This is a genomic window from Deltaproteobacteria bacterium (genome assembly GCA_029860075.1).
Taxonomy (GTDB): domain Bacteria; phylum Desulfobacterota; class JADFVX01; order JADFVX01; family JADFVX01; genus JAOUBX01.
In genome coordinates this window covers 44,965-62,923 of record JAOUBX010000019.1, presented here as the reverse complement: position 1 = coordinate 62,923, position 17,959 = coordinate 44,965, and the positions used below count along the sequence as shown (strand labels likewise).

Here is a 17,959-nt window from a genome sequence, read left to right as displayed (position 1 = left end):
TGCTTGTGCGACGTACAGCAGTACGACTCGGCGAAACCCTTGATTTCCTTGACCTTGCAAAAAATCCCTCCTTTCCGAATTGAAAACATAGTTTGATTTATTATAGTTTCTTGATGGACACTATTTAATAAGATTATCAGAGCCTTAAAGGGAGGTCAATATAATGAAGGAATTGAGGGCGTAAAGGATAGAGAACCTGTCTGATCAAGATTATTAATTCAGGCTTTTTGCAACTTTCCCTAACCCCTTTATGCCCTGAGTCTTGTGGCGCGTGTCGTGGGCAGGCGGTGAAAGAGGGAGGCGTGATGCTGTTTAAAGCCACTTTTTTCTCGAATAGGCCCCTTTAAAGAGTCTGTCAATGCCGGCAGAAAGGATCTGCCTGCCCCATTTGAATTCCTTGTAAAGAACGAGGAAGTTCCATATGTCTTTCATTACCTTTGCGCGGTCGGAAAGGCTCAGTTTCATAAGCGCCTCGGGGAAGTCGGCTTCGTGAGGTTTGTCTGTGGCAATTTTAAAGGGATTCCACTGGTCGGAAGTGCGCCTTACTTCAGAGGCGATCATTGCGCGATAAGTCTCCTGCATGTCTTTGTTGGCTGCCCTTGCCTCGATGATGGATTCGCCCGCTATGGCTCCCGAATGAAGGGCGCAGCTCATTCCTTCGCCGATCATATTGAGGAAGCCGGCTGCCTGTCCGGTGATGAGGACGTTTCCTTTACCGAAGACGTAGGTGTTGATAAGGGAGGGGCCGAAGTTTTCCGCCGTTCCATCGGCATGGGCCGCCTCTTTTAGTTTTGTTCCGTGTTTTTCTTTCAGATAGCTGACTACATTGGCCTGTTTGACGTCAAAATTGTCGCCTACTTTAAATCCGACGCCTACAATTTGCCTCTTGTCCCTGGCATGGCTCCAGGTGTAGTGTCCGAGATCAGGATGAAACCAGAAATGAAAATACTCTTCATCGAGAGCGCACTCGATGATATCGTGGAATTTCTGGCCCACAAAGAACCAGGGTATCCGTTTGGGGTAGTCGGGATAAATGGAACGGATCACATGCGATATGGGACCGTCGGCTCCGATGACTTGCTTTGCCTTGAGAGTTATTTTACCGCCGTCCTTCTCTTTGGCATGGACGATAACATGATCTCCCTTGTCGTCAAGCCCTGTAAAGGCGGTTCGCTCTTTTATCTCCGCTCCGCTCCGCTTGATTGCCCAGTAGTCGGAATATTTCCTGTGCAGGTGGGGTGTGGTGCCTCCGAAGAAATCCATGGGAAAAGAGACCATGGAAGGGAAGTGAAAGGTTACCCCCTTGCAGTAGGTCGGCTCATGGAGTATCTTCCTCGGCAGGGGGCCAAAGTTTTCAAGGAGAAAGCGGTGCCCCCTCGGTGAGAGGATGCCGCTGCATGTTTTGTGACGGGGCAGAGTGCTTCGTTCAAGTACGAGCGTCTCCATTCCGGCATCGACAAGCCGTTTGGCAGCGGCAGACCCGGCAAGCCCCGACCCTACTATAATGACATCGACTTCACGCATAAGAACTGCATATTATACAGGGAATAAGGTGATTTCGTCTACAGATTAAAGCGCTTCCTCCACCTGCCTCCTCTTTTGAGAGGTTTGACTCAGCTTCATCTATCTGCTACTACTTTTATTAGGGTATAATATTTTTAAAAGTTATTTTTACCTCATAAGGCTGTTTTATGAAGAAGCTGGGTGAAATATTACTTGAAGAAAAGCTTATTTCGCGGGAGCAGTTTCAGCACATCCTGGAGATAAAGAAAACCCACAAAAAGAGGCTTGGCGAGCTGGTCGTTGAACTCGGTTTTTCCAGCGAGCGGGATATTGCCATTGCCCTGTCAAAACAGTTAGGTTTTCCTTTTATCGATCTTGGCAGCGAGGAGATCGATCCTGAAGCCGTTAATGTTCTTGATGAATCCCTGGCCAGACAGAACATGATCTTTCCTTTCAAGGTAACAAGCACGACGCTTCACTTTGCTATTGCAGATCCTTTGAGTTTTTCCGGGATTGATGACGTGAGGTTCAAAAGCGGCCTTAAAGTGGAGCCTGCCGTTGCTACCGCTTCTGATATTAAAAACGCTATTGAGAAGTATTACGATATGGAAGGCTCCCTTGATAATATTCTTGTCGGTCTTGGTGATCCAACCTATATTGAAGTCATGAGTACCGGTGAAACGACGAAAGATGTGGCCGAGTTGAAAAAAAAGGGAACGGCGCCCCCCATTGTCAAGACGGTAAACAGTATTATTACCAATGCAATAGAGAGAAGGGCCAGTGACGTTCACTTGGAGCCCCATAAAACCCGTTTTACTGTAAGAGAGCGTGTTGACGGTGTTTTATCTACGGTTGTCGAACTGCCCCGCTGGACCCAGGCTTCCATTGTGTCAAGACTGAAAATCATGGCCGACCTCGATATTTCGGAAAAAAGAAATCCCCAGGATGGCCGTATCAGGGTAAGGACGACGGGTACGGAAGTTGATTTAAGAATATCCACTCTTCCTACACGGTTTGGTGAAAAAGCGGAAATCAGGCTCTTAAATAGCCAATATTCAATAAAGCCCATGGCTGAAATAGGATTAACTGCCGGGGATTATGGAAGGATAAAGGGCATTATTGAGCAGTCCCAGGGGCTTGTTCTGGTGACCGGGCCCACAGGCAGCGGCAAGAGTACGACGCTCTATACCTTCTTGCATCATATCCAGTCAGATCAGATAAATATTGTGACTCTTGAAGATCCCATCGAATATGAACTTGAATCGATAAGCCAGGTTCAGGTTAATGAAAAAGGGGGTTTTTCATTTGCCGGTGGCCTGCGTTCCGTACTCAGGCAGGATCCGGATGTTATCATGGTGGGAGAAATGAGAGATAACGAGACGGCTGAAATTGCGATGAGAGCATCCATAACAGGTCACCTTGTTTTCAGCACGCTTCATACGAATGATGCTGTGTCAACTGTTACAAGGTTGATTGATATGGGCATTCCCTCCTATCTTGCGTCTTCTTCTCTTTCAGCTGTCGTCTCGCAGCGCCTTGTAAGAATGGTCTGTTCCGAATGCCGGGAGCCGCGCAAACCGACTGTTGAAGAGGCGCAGTTTCTCGGCATAAGGCAGGAAGAGGGCAAGGTAAGGCCCTTGTATCAAGGGAAAGGCTGTAGAAAGTGCCATGACAGCGGCTATTATGGACGAATTGCAATATTTGAAATCCTGGTGATAGACAAGCATATGAGAGAACTCATTTCTTTGGAAAGCAACGAAGAGATGATGTATGGGGCGGCAAGAAAAGCGGGTATGTCGCCGCTTTGGGATGACGCCGTGAAAAAAGTTCTTCAGGGACTGACGACGCTTGAAGAGATCAAAAGGATCGTTCATCGAAAAGATCCGACGGCCTCTTTATGCCGCGCCTGTGGAAAGAAAGTTGATGCTGACTTTCTCCGATGTCCTCACTGCGGGGTAAAGATGGCAAATGAATGCCCCTCCTGTAAGAAACACCTTGATGAGAACTGGCATTTTTGCCCTTATTGCAGTATTTCACTTGATGATTATAATAAAGGCGCCCCTGATAGAGGGATGGCTTTAAAGGATTAACAAAATACCTGGTATGTAGAGGCCTTTATGAATAAGACTCATGAAAAGATCTTGCTGGTAGATGACGACAAACTTTACCGGGAGAGAGAAAAATCTTTTCTCGGAAAGCGAATTGCCTGTACTATCCTGGAAGCAGGCGGCGGCAGGGAAGCGCTCGAAATGATAAGGAGAGAAAGGCCTTCGCTTGTGCTAATGGACCTCTTCATGCGTGATATGGATGGTGATGAGTGTTGTTCAATCGTCAAAGCCGATCCTGAAATAAGTGATACCGTTATAATAATGCTTTCCGTCAGTGAAAAAACAGAAGATAAGAGGCGGTGCTTTTTTGCGGGCTGTGATGATTTTTTAACCAAACCGATACAGGTGGTCAGTCTGATTGAGAAGCTTAAACAATACCTGGGGGACCACTTCAGGACAAATGTAAGAATCCCCCTTTCCTCTTCCATCTATTTTAACTATGAAGAGCAGGGTCATTCGGCATTTATCATCAACATTGCAGAAGACGGTTTGCTCATTAAAAGCCGTGTAAATGTTCCTGTCGGGACCCGGATTGATGCAAGGTTCAGCCTGCCCAATGTTTCGGGAATTATTGACGTGCAGTGTGAGGTGGTGAGGATAGAAAAAGAGCAGGAAGCGGTTCTGGAAAACAGCAGGTCCAAAAATAAAGAAGAAGCTGAACATGAGTTCGGCATGGCTGTAAAATTTATATTGCCCCACGAAGATCTTAAAAAAGCAATTTCTGAATTCCAGTACAGTTATATCATCTGAATTTATTCTATGTAATTGCTTCTCAAAAATCAGGCAATATGTCAGGTATAAGCAAGGAGAGGCGCAAGGAAAAATATTTGCCGGGAAAGGGCAAGGGGATTATGGTTTGCAGCGCCGCCTTTTGATTCCACAGCGAACAGCGCTTTTCAGGATTAATCATTTGAAATGGCATAATGAAAGGTAAATATCATGAGGAGAGGTATTTTTCTGTTTATTGTTGCAAGTCTTATTGTTTTTTCTTCTTCAGCCGTTGCCCGTAATACATTCCATGACCTCCCTGTCAGTGAAGCCGTAAAGAGCGTCCGGGGAAAAGAGAAACTCCTCGACATCCCTTTTTATATGGCGGGTCAACGTTATCCCGCTGTAAAAAAAGATCTGGGCGTTTTTGAATCGAACAAGCGCACCAATGCCCTTAATAAATCAGATGAAGAGGCATGCAGAATCGCTTTCCTTTCGGCCATTATTTCTCTCCAGAAAAGGGCGCAAAGAATGGGCGCCGACGGTGTTGTCGATATCAGGTCTATTACAAAGCACAAGCGCCTTGTCAGCGCCCGCAAGTACAGGTGTGCCGCCGGTGACCTCATGGCCAATGTGGCGCTTACGGGAAGGGTCGTAAACTTTTCCAGGTAGCGCGGTAACCCGCTTTTTTATCCTCCCTCTTTTGCTCCCGCTCAAAAAAAAATATGAAAAGCAAAATATGTCGCGACAGGTTTTTATATTTATGGTATAAGCAGTATAGAAAGTGTACAGTTGTTTTATTAAGCGGGACGCCATCATTATTTCGGGACTTTTTGGGGGGGGAAATGAAAAAAGTCAAATCGACCATTCTCATAATAGAAGACGAGAGCAGATTGCTCGTCAATTTATCACTTCTGCTGGAAAAAGAGTTTAATGTTTTGACTGCATCAAACGGCAGAGAAGGATTCTCTCTTTTTAATACCGTTTCTGTTTCATTGGTTCTTCTTGATATTGACATACCGGTCATGAATGGCCTGGAAGTGCTTCAAAAAATAAGAAGTACAGACAAGTATGTGAAGATAATCATGATGACGGGCAAGAGCACACATGATTGGGCCAAGCAATGCGCTGATCTGAACGTGCAGGGCTATTTGGAAAAACCTTTTGATGCGGGCCGGCTCACCGCAAAAATTAAAGAGATTCTTGGCATTCGTCATTATCCTGTTTTACAGGAACTGTGGGGTATGAATTACCATAAAAAGCTTGATTTGATCAGTATTCCGGCCCGGAGGGCCATTGATTATATTAATGAAAATAATGATAGAGAACTATACAGGGAAAGTCTGGCAAAATACCTCAACCTTAACCCTGATTATTTGAGCCGCCTTTTTCGGAGGGAGTGCGGCGTAGAGTTGCAGGAGTATATTCATCGATCAAAGATTGAAAAAAGCAGGGAGTATCTTTCCACAAGGTATGACATGAAAATTAAAGACATCGCTCATGCCGTAGGAATACGGGATACGGCCTATTTTTCAAGGTTTTTCAAACGTCATACAGGATTAACGCCCAGGGAGTTCAGGAAGCAGTCACTTTCTTTATCGTCATGGCCCTGAAACCCTGATGTTCATTACTCGTCTATCCTGAAATAAGAAAAATCCCTTCCAGGGTCACAATTATCTAATAAAGAGCAGTGCAGTCCATTAAAGGTCATTCATGTGCAGTAAAGGTCATGGAAATCCTGTAGACATGATGAGCGGGTTTTTTGTATGCTGCTTCGTCCCAGTGGTTCCTTTGACTTTTCCTTAATTCAGCTGAGAAGATTATATCCCCGGAATAAAAATATAATTGACAGGTTAAAATGGCTTATAAAAATGATGATCATAATGACAGAAAACATTTTGTCAAGAGTGATTTATTTTTAGAGCATGAGGCGGCCAAGGCGTCCCTCAAGAAAAAGTTTGCTTTAAAGAAGATCCTTGGCAAAAGCAGGGCGATAATGACCCTGCTCGAAAAAATTGCCCAGGTGGCGTCATGTGATGTTAATGTGCTGATTACAGGTGAAAGTGGCGTAGGCAAAGAATTGGTTGCCAGGGCCATTCACTATTCGAGCCCAAGGGGCGGCAAGCCCTTTGTTCCGGTCAACTGCGGTGCAATTCCTGAAAGTATTTTTGAGAATGAATTGTTTGGCCATGTTAAAGGCGCTTTTACAGACGCAAGTTTCAGGAGAAAAGGTTTGGTTGCCGAGGCGGAAGGCGGCACCCTCTTCCTTGATGAGATCGGAACGATAAGCCCTTTTAGCCAGGTAAAGCTTCTCCGACTTTTGCAGGACAGGGAGTACAAGCCTTTGGGGGAGCCGAAACCTTGCAGGGCAGACATCAGAATTGTTACGGCTACCAACAGAGAACTCCTGTCACTTGTTAAGGATTGCCTGTTCAGGGATGACCTCTATTACAGGTTAAATATTGTTACTCTTCATATCCCTCCCTTGAGGGAAAGGAAAGGGGACATTCCCATTCTTGTTGACCATTTTCTTGCAAAATACGCCAGAGAATATGGCAAGGCGCCCCAAAGTGTGACAAAAGGCGCAATGAATGCTTTTTGTTCCTATTCCTGGCCCGGAAACGTAAGAGAGCTTGAGAATAAGGTCCAGCAACTGGTTGTCACTTTAACTTCACCTGAAATATCTGAAAGTAATGTTCAGCTTCCTTTAAACAATCCTGCGCGATCAGAGTGTGATCTGAGGAATTTTAATGAAGCCAAGAAAAAAGCGATTGAAGCCTTTGAAAAAGATTATCTCGTCAACCTTCTCACAGAACATGGAGGAGATGTAGCCAATGCGGCTAAAGGCACGGGTAAAAATCGAACAGCCCTTTGGAATCTTTTAAAGAAACACAACCTCTCCCCAAAACAGTTTCGCTGATAGAAATCTTTCCCGTGAGTATTTTTTTCTCCCGGCTCAAGTACTAATCGCCACCGTCACCAAGTAGTGACGGAAGAGTCACATAATAATTCCTTCTTAAAGATAGCGGTAATAGTCGGTTTGCTCTCACCCGAGAGTCATTATTCGGTGACTATCTCCTCGGGCTTATTGTTGCTGAAAGTCAAAATATATAAATAAAACAGGCAGTTGCAGTGTTGTGTCGCCTTGGCCTGCAATTTGCTGTATAGCTCCTCAATCCACACAAAGGTTATTTCCATGACGAATACAAAAGATATTGGAGAGCAAGTTTTGGCTTATCTTCTAAAAAACCAGGATACGGGGGGTGCTCTGGAAGATATTACCAACTGGTGGCTGGAGTTTGAAAGAGTGGACTGTGCCGTTGATAAGGTGGCCCATGCTTTGGAAGAGTTAATCAAACAGGGGAAGTTGAAGAGGGTTAAAGGTGACAGAGGCTTTTTTATCTATAAAGCCTTAAAAAGTGTCTAGACGTTGAGCCCTCAAAAGGTCCCTCGTTAAACTTTTGTAATGCTAATTTTAATGATGAGGAGGTGTTCCATGCCCGTAAAATTGAAGAATCTCACTAACAGGCCGGTGCTGATACGCTTAAACAGCGGCCAGTCCTTGCATCTTGCGCCGAGAGTTATTTCGGCGGATATTCCCGATGTGGAGGTGAAAAGTAACGCAAAAGTGGAAAAACTGCGAAAGCGGCGCGTCATTGACCTTGCCGAGGGAAAGAAAAAGGTGCCGCCTGTAAAAGAAGTTAAAGGGGAACCTGAGGGGGGAGGAAAAACAAAGCCCCCAAAGGGAGGAAAAGCGAAACCTGTTAAGGAATGAAGAAAAACTCAGATTCTAATCTTTGAAAGGAGAACACTATAATGGCTGTTGTATCTTATCCGGGCGTTTATGTTGAAGAAGTATCGAGCGGCGTGCGGCCTATCGCTGCGGCAAGCACCTCGACTGCTGCTTTTATAGGGCAGGCGCAAAAAGGCAGTCTTACGGAGGCTGTAAGAGTATTTAATTTTACACAGTTCCAAAATCTATATGGAGATTTTATTCCCGGTTCCTATCTGGCGCATTCTGTCTATCAGTTTTTTAATAACGGCGGCAGTCAGTGTTATATCGTAAGAGTCTCCGGCGCAAATACAAGGGTTGCAAACATTGTCATCAATGATCGGGCCGTTGCCGCAGAAGCAAGTTTAACGATAGAAGCTGTCAGCCCCGGCTTCTGGGGGAATAATATTGAAATCAGGATTACCAATGGCACGATAGATCCAGGTAATGAATTCAATATGGAAGTTTATATGGGTGATGAAATAGCCCCTCGCGAACGGTTCGAGAATTTGAGTATGGTGCCGGATATCTCAAATTTTGTAGAAAATATTACCGGCGGATCGAATTATGTCAGGGTTGCCGTCAACAACGCCAATACGCATGCCACAAATGGACTTAGTATCGGTGCAGATGCCCCTGTTGAGCCGGTAGGAGTCCAAAGGCGATTTCGTATCAACATCGATGGAGATGGCTATCAGGAAATCAATTTAACGGATGTGCTGGATCTTGCCCCGGACCCTGTTGTCAACATTAGTATTAAAGGCACTCCTACTGATGTAACTGTTGATGCATTAGATACGACAAACAAAATTGCAGCTGCAATTCATCTTGCAGTCAGGGGAAACGGTGGAAGTCTTCCCGGTTTGACGAAGATTAAAAACTCCACCGCTGCGGCAGCATTCAGTTCATTTGCTGCGGCAGTAGTTACTGTAGATATTGATGGGACTCCTACGGACGTTCTGCAGTTGTCCTCGGGAACAACTATTCCCGGCTCATCAGTTAATGTGGCCCCGGCATCAAATTCGAGTAATGATGCTACAGGCTTCCTCAGGTTAGGCAAGTTGCAAGGTGGAACCGAGATACTGGGTGGCGCGGTAACACGCCCCCTTGCAAATACGGACACTGGCCCGGACCCCATTCCGCGTTATCTGGTGGGTGACCATGATGATTCGGTTGCCCCTGTTGTCTCTGTTCAGGACGGTTTTGATGGTGATTCTGTCACTGATAGCGATTATATTAACGCTTTTCCGCGCCTTGATAATATTGATGATGTCAGTTTAATTGCCGTGCCGGGAATCGGCTTGTCAACAGTTGTCAGCGCCGGCATGAATTATTGCGAGAATCGCTCACTCAGTGATTGCTTCTTTATCGGTGATATGGCGCAGAGCGATGATACGGTGGAGGAAGCGCGGAATTTTGTCAGCAATCTATCTCCTAAAAACAGTTATGGAGCCGTCTATATGCCCTGGTTGCTGGCGCTTGATCCAACAGGTGTTTCTGCAGAACCCATATCGGTGCCGCCTTCGGGTTATGTGGTGGGCATGTATGCCAAGACTGATGCAAAACGCGGCGTTTGGAAAGCGCCTGCCGGGACTGGCGCAGGCCTGGCGGGAGCAACAGGGCTTGTCGTTAACCTGACAGATGTAGAGCACGGTTTATTAAATCCATCCCCACATGATATTAACGTCATCAGGCAATTTGCCGCATCGGGCCGTGTTATCTGGGGGGCGCGCACTCAGACAACGGATCCGGAATGGCGATATGTGCCTGTCCGCCGTACGGCCATTATGCTGCGTGTAAGCATTTACAACGGTATTCAATGGGCCGTTTTCGAGCCGAATGATGAGGAACTATGGTCCCAGCTTCGATTGAATATCGGCTCTTTTATGATGACCCTCTTCCGTCAGGGCGCTTTCCAGGGAGCAACGCCTTCCCAGGCATTCTTTGTTAAGTGTGACAGTGAAACCACGACTCAAGACGATATAAATCTTGGGATCGTTAACGTATTGATAGGTTTTGCGCCTTTGAAGCCGGCTGAGTTTGTTGTGGTCAAGATCAGCCAGAAGGCGGGACAATCTTCATAAGATATTTGATGTAAAGGAGAATTGATATGACACAATTTAGTGTAAATACTTACAGGTTCGATCCCTATCGAAATTTCAAGTTTAAAATCAAATGGGACGGGCAATATGTGGCGGGGTTGAGCAAATGCAGCGCTTTAAAAAAGACGACGGAAAGCACCGACTGGCGGGAAGGCGGTGATCCGAGCACCAGCCGCAAGCTTCCGGGAAAGACATCCTTTGAGGGCATAACCCTGGAAGCAGGGGTCACTCATGACACAACTTTTGAAGAGTGGGCAAATAAGGTCAATAACTTTGCTGATGGCGATCCCGGCATGTCTTTAAAAGACTTTCGTAAAGACATTACCATTGATGTCTTTAACCTGCAGGGAAGCAAGGTTTTGTCTTATAACGTTTATCGCTGCTGGGTTTCAGAATATCAAGCCCTCCCTGAGCTTGATGCCAGCGGGAATGCTGTAATGATCCAGACGATCAAACTGGAAAATGAAGGGTGGGATCGTGATGCTGCCGTGACCGAGCCGACTGAGTCATAGCCAAAGGTCCCATGGATAAAAGAAGGTTTATTTTACCGGGTGGATATATTGACGATAGCGGTTTGGTCCATCGAGAGATAGCGTTGTGTCACTTAAGCGGCAGGGAGGAGGAACTCCTTGCCGATAATAAAGAGATGATCAGCGCAAGGCTTGTTTCCACCATCATCAGCCGTTGTGTGAGCCGTATCGGCAAGATCAGTCCCGTGCCGCCTGAAGTAGCGCGAGACCTGCTTATAGCGGATAGACAATATATCATGCTTAAGTTAAGGGAGGCGACTTTTGGAGACAGGGTCCAGGCTACCATCCGCTGCCCCTGGCCTGATTGCGGTAAAAAGGTTGACATTGACTTTTCAACAGCTGACATTCCTTTCCGGGAGTCTCGTGACAAGGGCCCGCTTTACAAGATGACCCTTTCTCGGGCGGCTGATTTTGCAGGAGACAATGAGGATGGATGCAGGGAGATTACGTTTCGTCTCCCCAATGGCGGAGATCAGGAGGAGGTTTCCCCCTACCTTTACGAAAATGAGGGCAAAGCCTTAACGGAATTGCTGAAACGTTGTATCAGCAGTATCGGCGCCGTAGAGGGGCCGGGAGATGATTTGGTGGAAAAGCTCTCTCCCCGGGAAAGAATGGAGATTGAAAAGCGGATGGAAGAAGTTGCGCCCGGGGTTGAATTAAAGATGGAGGCAAATTGCCCCGAATGCGGCCGCGATTTTGACGCGCCGTTTGATCTGCAGGAATTCTTTTTTGGCGAGTTGAGGACAAGCCGCGACCTTCTTTATCGTGAAGTCCATTATCTCGCTTACCATTATCATTGGAGTGAAGGTGAAATTTTGGAAATGCCAAGAGCTAAACGGCGCGGATATATCGAGATACTGGCTGATGAAATGGAGAGGTTGAATAATGCAGTCGGATAAAGGACAAATTTCAAATAACTATTTTAGAACGGCCCTGCTCGACGGCGCCAGGCCTTTTCTTTACAGGGGGCGTGTACGGTCTTTACTTGGCATTCCCGACAGCAGCGGCGTTAACCCTGCTTTAAGAGCGACTTCGATTCCTCCGGCCTTTACCTATATGAATCATCCATTTAGAGATGATCTTTGTTCTGCGCCTTATCAAATGGCGGAAGGAATGCATTGGGCGCTTTCTAATGAGAATGCAGCCGAATTCAAAGACTCAATAGCCGGATTTCAGGAGAGAGTTAATCTGCCCGGGCCGTTAAAAAAAAAGAATGGCAGTGATTCCGCCTTTCCTGAGACAAGGCCCTCTGATTCAAGTGTGAATAAAGGCAGTCAACGTAAAAGTTATAAAAAGAATAAGATCTTGCAGCGCAATGATGTTCCGGAGGCAGATCGGGAAGAGGCTTTTGTCAATGCTGATAAAAAGTCCGGAAAGGCAGGCGCCGTTCTTGAGGGAACTAATATCGATGTTCCGGGCTTTTCAGAAAAGGGGCAAGCTTTTTCTCAAATAAAGCCTTTTGAAAAAGCGCCGATTCTATCAGAAAAAAATGTGAAGAGGCGCAATGAGGCGCCTCCCCCCCTGGAGAAAGTAAAAACCGGTTCTGATAAAAATGTCTTTGGAGAAGAAGATAAAGAAAAAATAGCATCTGCCCGGCCAACGTCTTCCTTGATGCAAAAGAAGCTGCAAAAAGAAGGGGCAACCGGGGAAATAGATACAAAAAAACAATGGGCAAGAGTAAAAGAAAATAGCTATGGAGAAAGTCCGATTGCAATCCGAAATATTGCAGGAAAGACAAGCAGGCAAAATTTAGCGCAGCAAATGGGCCATTTACCAACTGAAGTGAAAGGGGAAAATGACGGCTTGAGCAGAAAGGTAAAACCCCGGTCTTCTCAATATGCCGGGATGGACAGGCTTGTTGGTTCAGGCGGAAATTCTACTGAAAAAATTGACCGGCTTCGCCATGCTGCACATGATCTGGCATACAAGGTTTCCTCAAGGCAGGCAACGGCTGATAAGGAAAGAGAGCAATATGAAAGTGAAAGGGTTCCGTCCCGTCAGGTGGTTGAGCAGGTTGTCGTTGTCAGGCAGCCATCGGGAAGGAGCAGGGCGCCTCGCGCTTTTTGGGAAAGGAGTTACCTGGGCCGCTTTAATCGAATGACGCTACGATGAGGATTAAAAAGAGATGAGCGCATCAACAGCAATAGGGATGGTTAGTGAATCCCTTAGAAACCTGCTTTCCGGAAAGATGGTAGTCACATCAACGCCTGATGTGACGATCCTTGCTCCCGATGAAAAGGGAAAGGAAAAAAGAATCAACCTTTTTTTGTACAAAGTGCAGGAAAATCAAACGTTAAAAAATATGGATTGGCAGGTAAAGCGAGATGACACAACGCGGCTGGTTCCTCCTCCCTTGTCACTTAATCTCTTTTACCTGATGACGGCCTATGCAAAAAGTGACCAGCAAACAGGAAGTTCAACGGCCCATGAAATTTTGGGTGATGCCATGCGTGTCTTCTACGAAAATCCCGTTATTCATGAGGATTATCTTGCCGATGGATTAAAAGGCGCCAGGGAGCAGGTCAAAATAATGCTTAATTCCCTCGATCTGGAAGAGTTGAGTAACGTATGGGGTACCTTTTCAGTGCCATTTCGCCTTTCAGTGGCATATGAAGTTTCTGTCGTCCAGCTTGATATGCTGTCCGAAAGCGAGCGTGCAATGGCCACACGTGCAAGACAAATTGGTGTGCCTGCTGTTGGATTGCCTTACCAGCCGCCGGAAGTGGAAAAGATAGCGCCCGCTCAAGGGCCTGCCGGTTCAATCATTACGTGTCGGGGCAAAAATTTGTCCGGCTGGAAAGCTTATGTGTCGATTATGAACAGAACGATAGTGGATGGTGAAGATCTTGGCAGTGATTCTTTCGAAGTGACTATTCCCGCTGATTTATTACCCGGTTTTTACGAGGTGCGAATAGATATATCGCATCTGAGCAGGAAAACCTTTTTTTTCGAGGTTACATGATGAGTATTAAAAAAGGGGGCGCCAAAAAGATAGAACATGGGGCTTATGAAAACATGAGTGATCATTTGTCGGATGAACTGCGTAAGCTGGATCTTATGATTAAACGCCGGGTAGGGGCGCTTCGGCTTGATTTACAAGCTATGCAGGAGGCCTGTGGTGACAGGCAGATGTATATCTCTCCCCAGGAAGTGGACTGGATGCTCAATCAAAGCGGCGCTTTTGAAGGCGGTCATTCTGAACTCCAAAAGATAGATGATCAGATTGCGCTTCTTCAATGCGAGATAAGCGACAGGGTGGCCAAAAGCAGGGAAGAGGGACTTTTTCTCACGCTGCCTCAATTGGGGCACTTTTTTGCATTGTCATCTTTTGAAATTCAGACAATCATCATTTGTCTGGCCCCGGAACTGCAGCGTAAATATGACAAACTCTATGCCTATTTGCAGGATGATATTACGAGAAAAAAACCGAGTATTGACCTGGTGTTGGACCTGCTTTGCAAAACTGAGGCAGACCGGTGGAAGGCACGCGCTTATTTTTCAGAGAGCGCGCTTTTATTCAAATCGGAGATTTTACATAAATGCGATGATCCCCAGAGTCCTTCCGGCTCCAGTGATCTGGCGTCTTTTTTAAAGCTCGATGCGCGGATTCTGAACTATTTATTGGGGGATAACAGCATAAACGGGCAATTAAGCAGTTTAGTGAAATTATCATTTCCCGGGCGGTCAACAGCGTTTTCTTATATCAATAGTGAAGTAAAGACAAAACTGCATAACTTAACAAAAGGCCATTTTTCAGGGCAAAATATCAAAAGAAAAAAGATGATCATCTATCTTCATGGTCCTTACGGCGTTGGAAAAGAGGAGCTTGCGCTGACAGTCTGCGGAAATCTTGGTTGTCCCCTTTTATGCCTGGACGCAGAGTTAATCCTGAATCATACCGTGGAAGCAGAATCTGTCCTGAGATTGACATTACGCGAATGCCTGCTTCTCCAGGCGGCCCTTTATATAAAAAATATGGATGCCTTGCTAAAAGAAGAAGGTAAGGCAAAAGTCTTTTTAAAAAAAATGGAGAGAATGATTGAAGAGTACGGATGGCTGCTTTTAATGTCCGGTGAGAAGCCCTGGAACCCAAAAGGGATATTTAAAGAGGCGGTCTTTCATGATGTAAAACTCCCCGTTACGGATGTGCCTGCACGTGAATTGATGTGGAAAGAAGCGTTGCAAAATCTCCCCGTAAATGACGGCCTCAAGTTTGCCCGACAACTGGGCAGCCAGTTTCGTCTGACGCAGGGACAGATACGGGATGCAGCGGAGTTCGCAGCTAATCGGTATTCCATGAGTAACAGTGAGGCGGGAATCACACTCTCTGACCTTTATGCCGCTTGCCGCAGTCAATCCAATCAAAAACTGGGAGAAGTGGCTAAAAAAATCGAACCTCATAGTGGTTGGGATGACATTGTGCTTCCTCATGACAAGATTGAACAACTGAAAGAGATATGCAGCCAGATTAAACATCGATACTGCGTATTTGGTGAATGGGGATTTGAGAAAAAGCTTTCATACGGGAAAGGGTTGAGCGTCCTTTTTTCCGGTCCTTCGGGCACGGGCAAGACAATGGCCGCTGAGGTCATTGCCCGTGACCTGAAATTGGATCTCTACAAAGTCGATCTCTCAAGTGTGGTCAGTAAATATATTGGAGAGACGGAAAAAAACCTGGAGAAGATATTTTTTGAGGCAGAGACGAGCAATGCCATTCTATTTTTTGATGAAGCGGACGCGCTTTTTGGTAAACGCACGGAAGTATCCGACGCTCATGACAGGTATGCCAATATTGAGACGAGCTACCTCTTGCAGAAGATGGAGGAATATGAGGGCATCGTCATCCTTGCCAGTAATCTTCGCGAAAATATGGATGATGCCTTTACGAGGCGTATCAGGTTTATCCTGGAGTTTCCTTTCCCCGATGCGTCAAGCCGGCAGCTGATATGGGAGACGCATTTTCCGGAAGAAGCGCCCTTAAGTGATGGCATAGATTACGAGTTTTTATCAAAACAGTTCCAGATTGCCGGCGGGAACATTAAAAACGTCGTCCTTAACTCAGCCTTTCTGGCAGCGGAAAACGGCGGGGTAATCAACATGGACCATATCATGTACGGTTTGAAGAGAGAGTTTGAAAAGATTGGAAAGCTTTGGTGTGATCAAAATGCTTATAAGCCTAATTAGGTTTGAGACAGAAAAAACAGGACTGTTGACGGGATGGTAATTCAGTTTTCAGATATCTGTAATGCGCTCTCTAAAGCAGGATGAGGGAGGGGGCTATGATGACAGGAATAAAAAAAGAAAAGAAGCATAAGGGCAACATAAAATATCTGAAAAATCACAATAATGCCTCCGGCGTCAGCCACAACTCGCGTGGAGCTTATAACTCCTGTCATGAAATGACGGGAATTCACTCTATGACCGCTGCACCGGTTTTGGGTGTAAATAATGCCGGAGATGAGGGGATTAACATGCAAAAAGCTTGTGCAACGACTTTCTCTCAGCGGAACCTGGGCAACAGTTACATGCAATCCGTTGCCGGGAATTTGCAAACAGTTACAAGGGGCAGTGGGCCGAAGATCCAGAGAAAATGTTCATGCGGCGGTTCCTGCTCAGCTTGTTCCGGTGGCGAGGAATTTAAAGGAATACAAAGGAAACTAAAAATTGGTCCCGCTAATGATGTTTATGAGCAGGAAGCGGACAGAGTGGCAGAGCAGGTTATGCGGATGCCCGAGTCACGGATACAACGCAAAGCATGCTCATCATACAATGAAAATAAAGAAGGAGAACAAATTCAAGGCAGGCCGGTTTTTGGCGGGACTGCCACATTAGTTCAGAGACAGCTTAAAGAAAAGGGAGATGTCCTCCAGCCTAAAGAGGCAACCGGCCGGACTCGGGGAGTTGCCGGGGACGCGCAAAGGAATATAAACCACTTGAGAAGGGGTTCAGGAAAGCCTCTGTCTGAGTCTGAGCGTTCCTTTTTTGAGCCTCGCTTTGGGGCGGATTTTTCCAGGGTACGTATACATAACAATAAAGGGGCAGCTAATGCAGCAAAATCAATTAGTGCTCGCGCTCTTACCTTTGGGCATCATGTCGCCTTTGGCGCCGGCGAGTACGCACCGGGTACGTCGGCAGGCAGAAAATTACTTGCTCATGAGTTAACACATACGCTGCAGCAATCAGAAGGAAGTGAGCGGATTCAACGCGCAGAGACTGATGATAATCCTCAGCATTGTTTCCCGACGGACGGTACCCCGTTACAAGATAGCGCATCGACGATTAACAGCTGGATAGGCGCTGCGAGGGTGCGATCACGCAGAGATGGAATTCATATGGTAAATGCTGTGTACCAGGAATTAGCGTCAGGCGGGTCTATAAGTGCAGTAGAGCGTCGCTTGGGTTCATTGCCTTCGACCCATGTAAATCATATCGATTACAGCAGATCACGTTATGCCGGCACATTGATGTGGCCTGTAGATCCTTTTACGCGATCTGCATTGTGGGCTGCCGGTAAAATTTTTGTTGCACCCGTCATCAATCTCTGCGGGACTTGTGTAGGCACGGATAAGGTGGGTCATTTTTTTCAGCAAGGCTATGAATATTATCGCCTGTACCGCAGTGTAGAGGCGAGAATCCAGGCTATGCCGGAGGATGAACAGCGTGCCTTTTACCGGCGCATTGCAGGACCGCCGATCCCTCTGCCCGATCTCCCCATTGATTTTGAAAGAGAAGAGGAACCTTTCGGCTTGGGGCGTTTTGAAGTTACCCCGGCAGCAATTGTGGAACTTGCAGCTTCGGCATTTGTTATGCAATTTGGCCGGTGGCTGGAAGGCTTCAATAATACGCTTACTACGGAGGATGAGCGCTGGATACATGGTCACTCTTTTATACCCTTCTATTATCATGAAGGTGTCTATGGCGCGTCCACGACGGGAGTGTTATCACGGGCCGATTTACAGGCTAACCGCAGGGGATTTCAGTTTTATCAAGACCTCTGGCATAATCCCGGCTCACCACCTGATATTTGTGATTATGTCGGGGGCTTATGGAATGAATATACTGAAATCAATTCAGTTGTGCCTGCATTGGGGAGCCCGCGCGGGCCCTATTCTGAATCCAGAGATGTAGAAACGCCTTAGTCTATAGTGAGTGTAAATATTGGCGGCATAAATTGAGAAATATTCATGGATAGTTTTAGCAAACCTTGTATCGAAAAAGGGGAGATGAAGAAAGTAA

General features: G+C 46.3%; 15 protein-coding genes. 14 read left to right on the top strand and 1 reads right to left on the bottom strand.

All coding sequences use genetic code 11. The features are described 5' to 3' along the window. Positions 1-312: 312 nt before the first annotated feature. A complete protein-coding gene (locus tag OEV42_07965) occupies positions 313-1,524 on the bottom strand; it encodes an NAD(P)/FAD-dependent oxidoreductase (protein MDH3974201.1) in 1,212 nt (403 codons plus the stop codon). A gap of 167 nt (positions 1,525-1,691) precedes the next feature. On the opposite strand from OEV42_07965, the gene OEV42_07960 reads away from it, so the two are divergent. The 14 genes from OEV42_07960 (at position 1,692) to OEV42_07895 (ending at position 17,862) form a co-directional block, all read left to right on the top strand. Continuing rightward, positions 1,692-3,593 carry an ATPase, T2SS/T4P/T4SS family gene (locus tag OEV42_07960; GenBank protein MDH3974200.1) on the top strand — a complete coding sequence of 634 codons (1,902 nt, stop codon included), beginning with the start codon at positions 1,692-1,694 and terminating at the stop codon, positions 3,591-3,593. 27 nt (positions 3,594-3,620) lie between these two features. Beyond that, a complete protein-coding gene (locus OEV42_07955) occupies positions 3,621-4,361 on the top strand; it encodes a response regulator (GenBank protein ID MDH3974199.1) in 741 nt (246 codons plus the stop codon). A gap of 189 nt (positions 4,362-4,550) precedes the next feature. Beyond that, complete coding sequence (locus OEV42_07950) at positions 4,551-4,991, top strand: hypothetical protein (protein MDH3974198.1); 441 nt, start codon at positions 4,551-4,553, stop codon at positions 4,989-4,991. A gap of 173 nt (positions 4,992-5,164) precedes the next feature. Next, positions 5,165-5,932, top strand: a complete 768-nt coding sequence (locus OEV42_07945; GenBank protein MDH3974197.1) for a response regulator — start codon at positions 5,165-5,167, stop codon at positions 5,930-5,932. A 245-nt stretch (positions 5,933-6,177) separates the two neighbouring features. Then, positions 6,178-7,239 carry a sigma-54 dependent transcriptional regulator gene (locus tag OEV42_07940; GenBank protein MDH3974196.1) on the top strand — a complete coding sequence of 354 codons (1,062 nt, stop codon included), beginning with the start codon at positions 6,178-6,180 and terminating at the stop codon, positions 7,237-7,239. A 276-nt stretch (positions 7,240-7,515) separates the two neighbouring features. Beyond that, the gene (locus OEV42_07935) at positions 7,516-7,746 is read left to right on the top strand and encodes a hypothetical protein (GenBank protein MDH3974195.1); all 231 of its coding nucleotides are present in this window, start codon (positions 7,516-7,518) and stop codon (positions 7,744-7,746) included. Positions 7,747-7,815: 69 nt separating this feature from the next. After that, positions 7,816-8,094: a hypothetical protein gene (locus OEV42_07930; GenBank protein MDH3974194.1), complete on the top strand. Its 279-nt coding sequence runs from the start codon at positions 7,816-7,818 to the stop codon at positions 8,092-8,094. Positions 8,095-8,135: 41 nt separating this feature from the next. After that, on the top strand, positions 8,136-10,175 hold the full coding sequence (locus OEV42_07925) for a phage tail sheath subtilisin-like domain-containing protein (GenBank protein MDH3974193.1): 2,040 nt from the start codon (positions 8,136-8,138) through the stop codon (positions 10,173-10,175). Positions 10,176-10,201: 26 nt separating this feature from the next. Further along, entirely contained in the window at positions 10,202-10,705 is a 504-nt protein-coding gene (locus OEV42_07920) for a phage tail protein (GenBank protein ID MDH3974192.1), read from the top strand. Between the two features lie 11 nt (positions 10,706-10,716). After that, positions 10,717-11,622 carry a hypothetical protein gene (locus tag OEV42_07915; GenBank protein ID MDH3974191.1) on the top strand — a complete coding sequence of 302 codons (906 nt, stop codon included), beginning with the start codon at positions 10,717-10,719 and terminating at the stop codon, positions 11,620-11,622. After that, complete coding sequence (locus tag OEV42_07910; protein ID MDH3974190.1) at positions 11,609-12,835, top strand: hypothetical protein; 1,227 nt, start codon at positions 11,609-11,611, stop codon at positions 12,833-12,835. Before OEV42_07915 ends, OEV42_07910 begins: the two co-directional genes overlap by 14 nt. Positions 12,836-12,848: 13 nt before the next feature. Continuing rightward, complete coding sequence (locus OEV42_07905) at positions 12,849-13,685, top strand: DUF4255 domain-containing protein (GenBank protein MDH3974189.1); 837 nt, start codon at positions 12,849-12,851, stop codon at positions 13,683-13,685. Further along, a complete protein-coding gene (locus OEV42_07900; GenBank protein MDH3974188.1) occupies positions 13,682-15,907 on the top strand; it encodes an AAA family ATPase in 2,226 nt (741 codons plus the stop codon). Before OEV42_07905 ends, OEV42_07900 begins: the two co-directional genes overlap by 4 nt. A 95-nt stretch (positions 15,908-16,002) precedes the next feature. After that, positions 16,003-17,862: a DUF4157 domain-containing protein gene (locus tag OEV42_07895; GenBank protein MDH3974187.1), complete on the top strand. Its 1,860-nt coding sequence runs from the start codon at positions 16,003-16,005 to the stop codon at positions 17,860-17,862. Positions 17,863-17,959: the final 97 nt, after the last annotated feature.

Coding starts and splice junctions, on each gene's coding strand:
- OEV42_07940 (MDH3974196.1), top strand. CDS start 6,178: ATGGCTTATAAAAATGATGATCATAATGACAGAAAACATTTTGTCAAG.
- OEV42_07915 (MDH3974191.1), top strand. CDS start 10,717: ATGGATAAAAGAAGGTTTATTTTACCGGGTGGATATATTGACGATAGC.
- OEV42_07930 (MDH3974194.1), top strand. CDS start 7,816: ATGCCCGTAAAATTGAAGAATCTCACTAACAGGCCGGTGCTGATACGC.
- OEV42_07900 (MDH3974188.1), top strand. CDS start 13,682: ATGATGAGTATTAAAAAAGGGGGCGCCAAAAAGATAGAACATGGGGCT.
- OEV42_07955 (MDH3974199.1), top strand. CDS start 3,621: ATGAATAAGACTCATGAAAAGATCTTGCTGGTAGATGACGACAAACTT.
- OEV42_07965 (MDH3974201.1), bottom strand. CDS start 1,524: ATGCGTGAAGTCGATGTCATTATAGTAGGGTCGGGGCTTGCCGGGTCT.
- OEV42_07945 (MDH3974197.1), top strand. CDS start 5,165: ATGAAAAAAGTCAAATCGACCATTCTCATAATAGAAGACGAGAGCAGA.
- OEV42_07905 (MDH3974189.1), top strand. CDS start 12,849: ATGAGCGCATCAACAGCAATAGGGATGGTTAGTGAATCCCTTAGAAAC.
- OEV42_07950 (MDH3974198.1), top strand. CDS start 4,551: ATGAGGAGAGGTATTTTTCTGTTTATTGTTGCAAGTCTTATTGTTTTT.
- OEV42_07910 (MDH3974190.1), top strand. CDS start 11,609: ATGCAGTCGGATAAAGGACAAATTTCAAATAACTATTTTAGAACGGCC.
- OEV42_07935 (MDH3974195.1), top strand. CDS start 7,516: ATGACGAATACAAAAGATATTGGAGAGCAAGTTTTGGCTTATCTTCTA.
- OEV42_07925 (MDH3974193.1), top strand. CDS start 8,136: ATGGCTGTTGTATCTTATCCGGGCGTTTATGTTGAAGAAGTATCGAGC.
- OEV42_07895 (MDH3974187.1), top strand. CDS start 16,003: ATGATGACAGGAATAAAAAAAGAAAAGAAGCATAAGGGCAACATAAAA.
- OEV42_07960 (MDH3974200.1), top strand. CDS start 1,692: ATGAAGAAGCTGGGTGAAATATTACTTGAAGAAAAGCTTATTTCGCGG.
- OEV42_07920 (MDH3974192.1), top strand. CDS start 10,202: ATGACACAATTTAGTGTAAATACTTACAGGTTCGATCCCTATCGAAAT.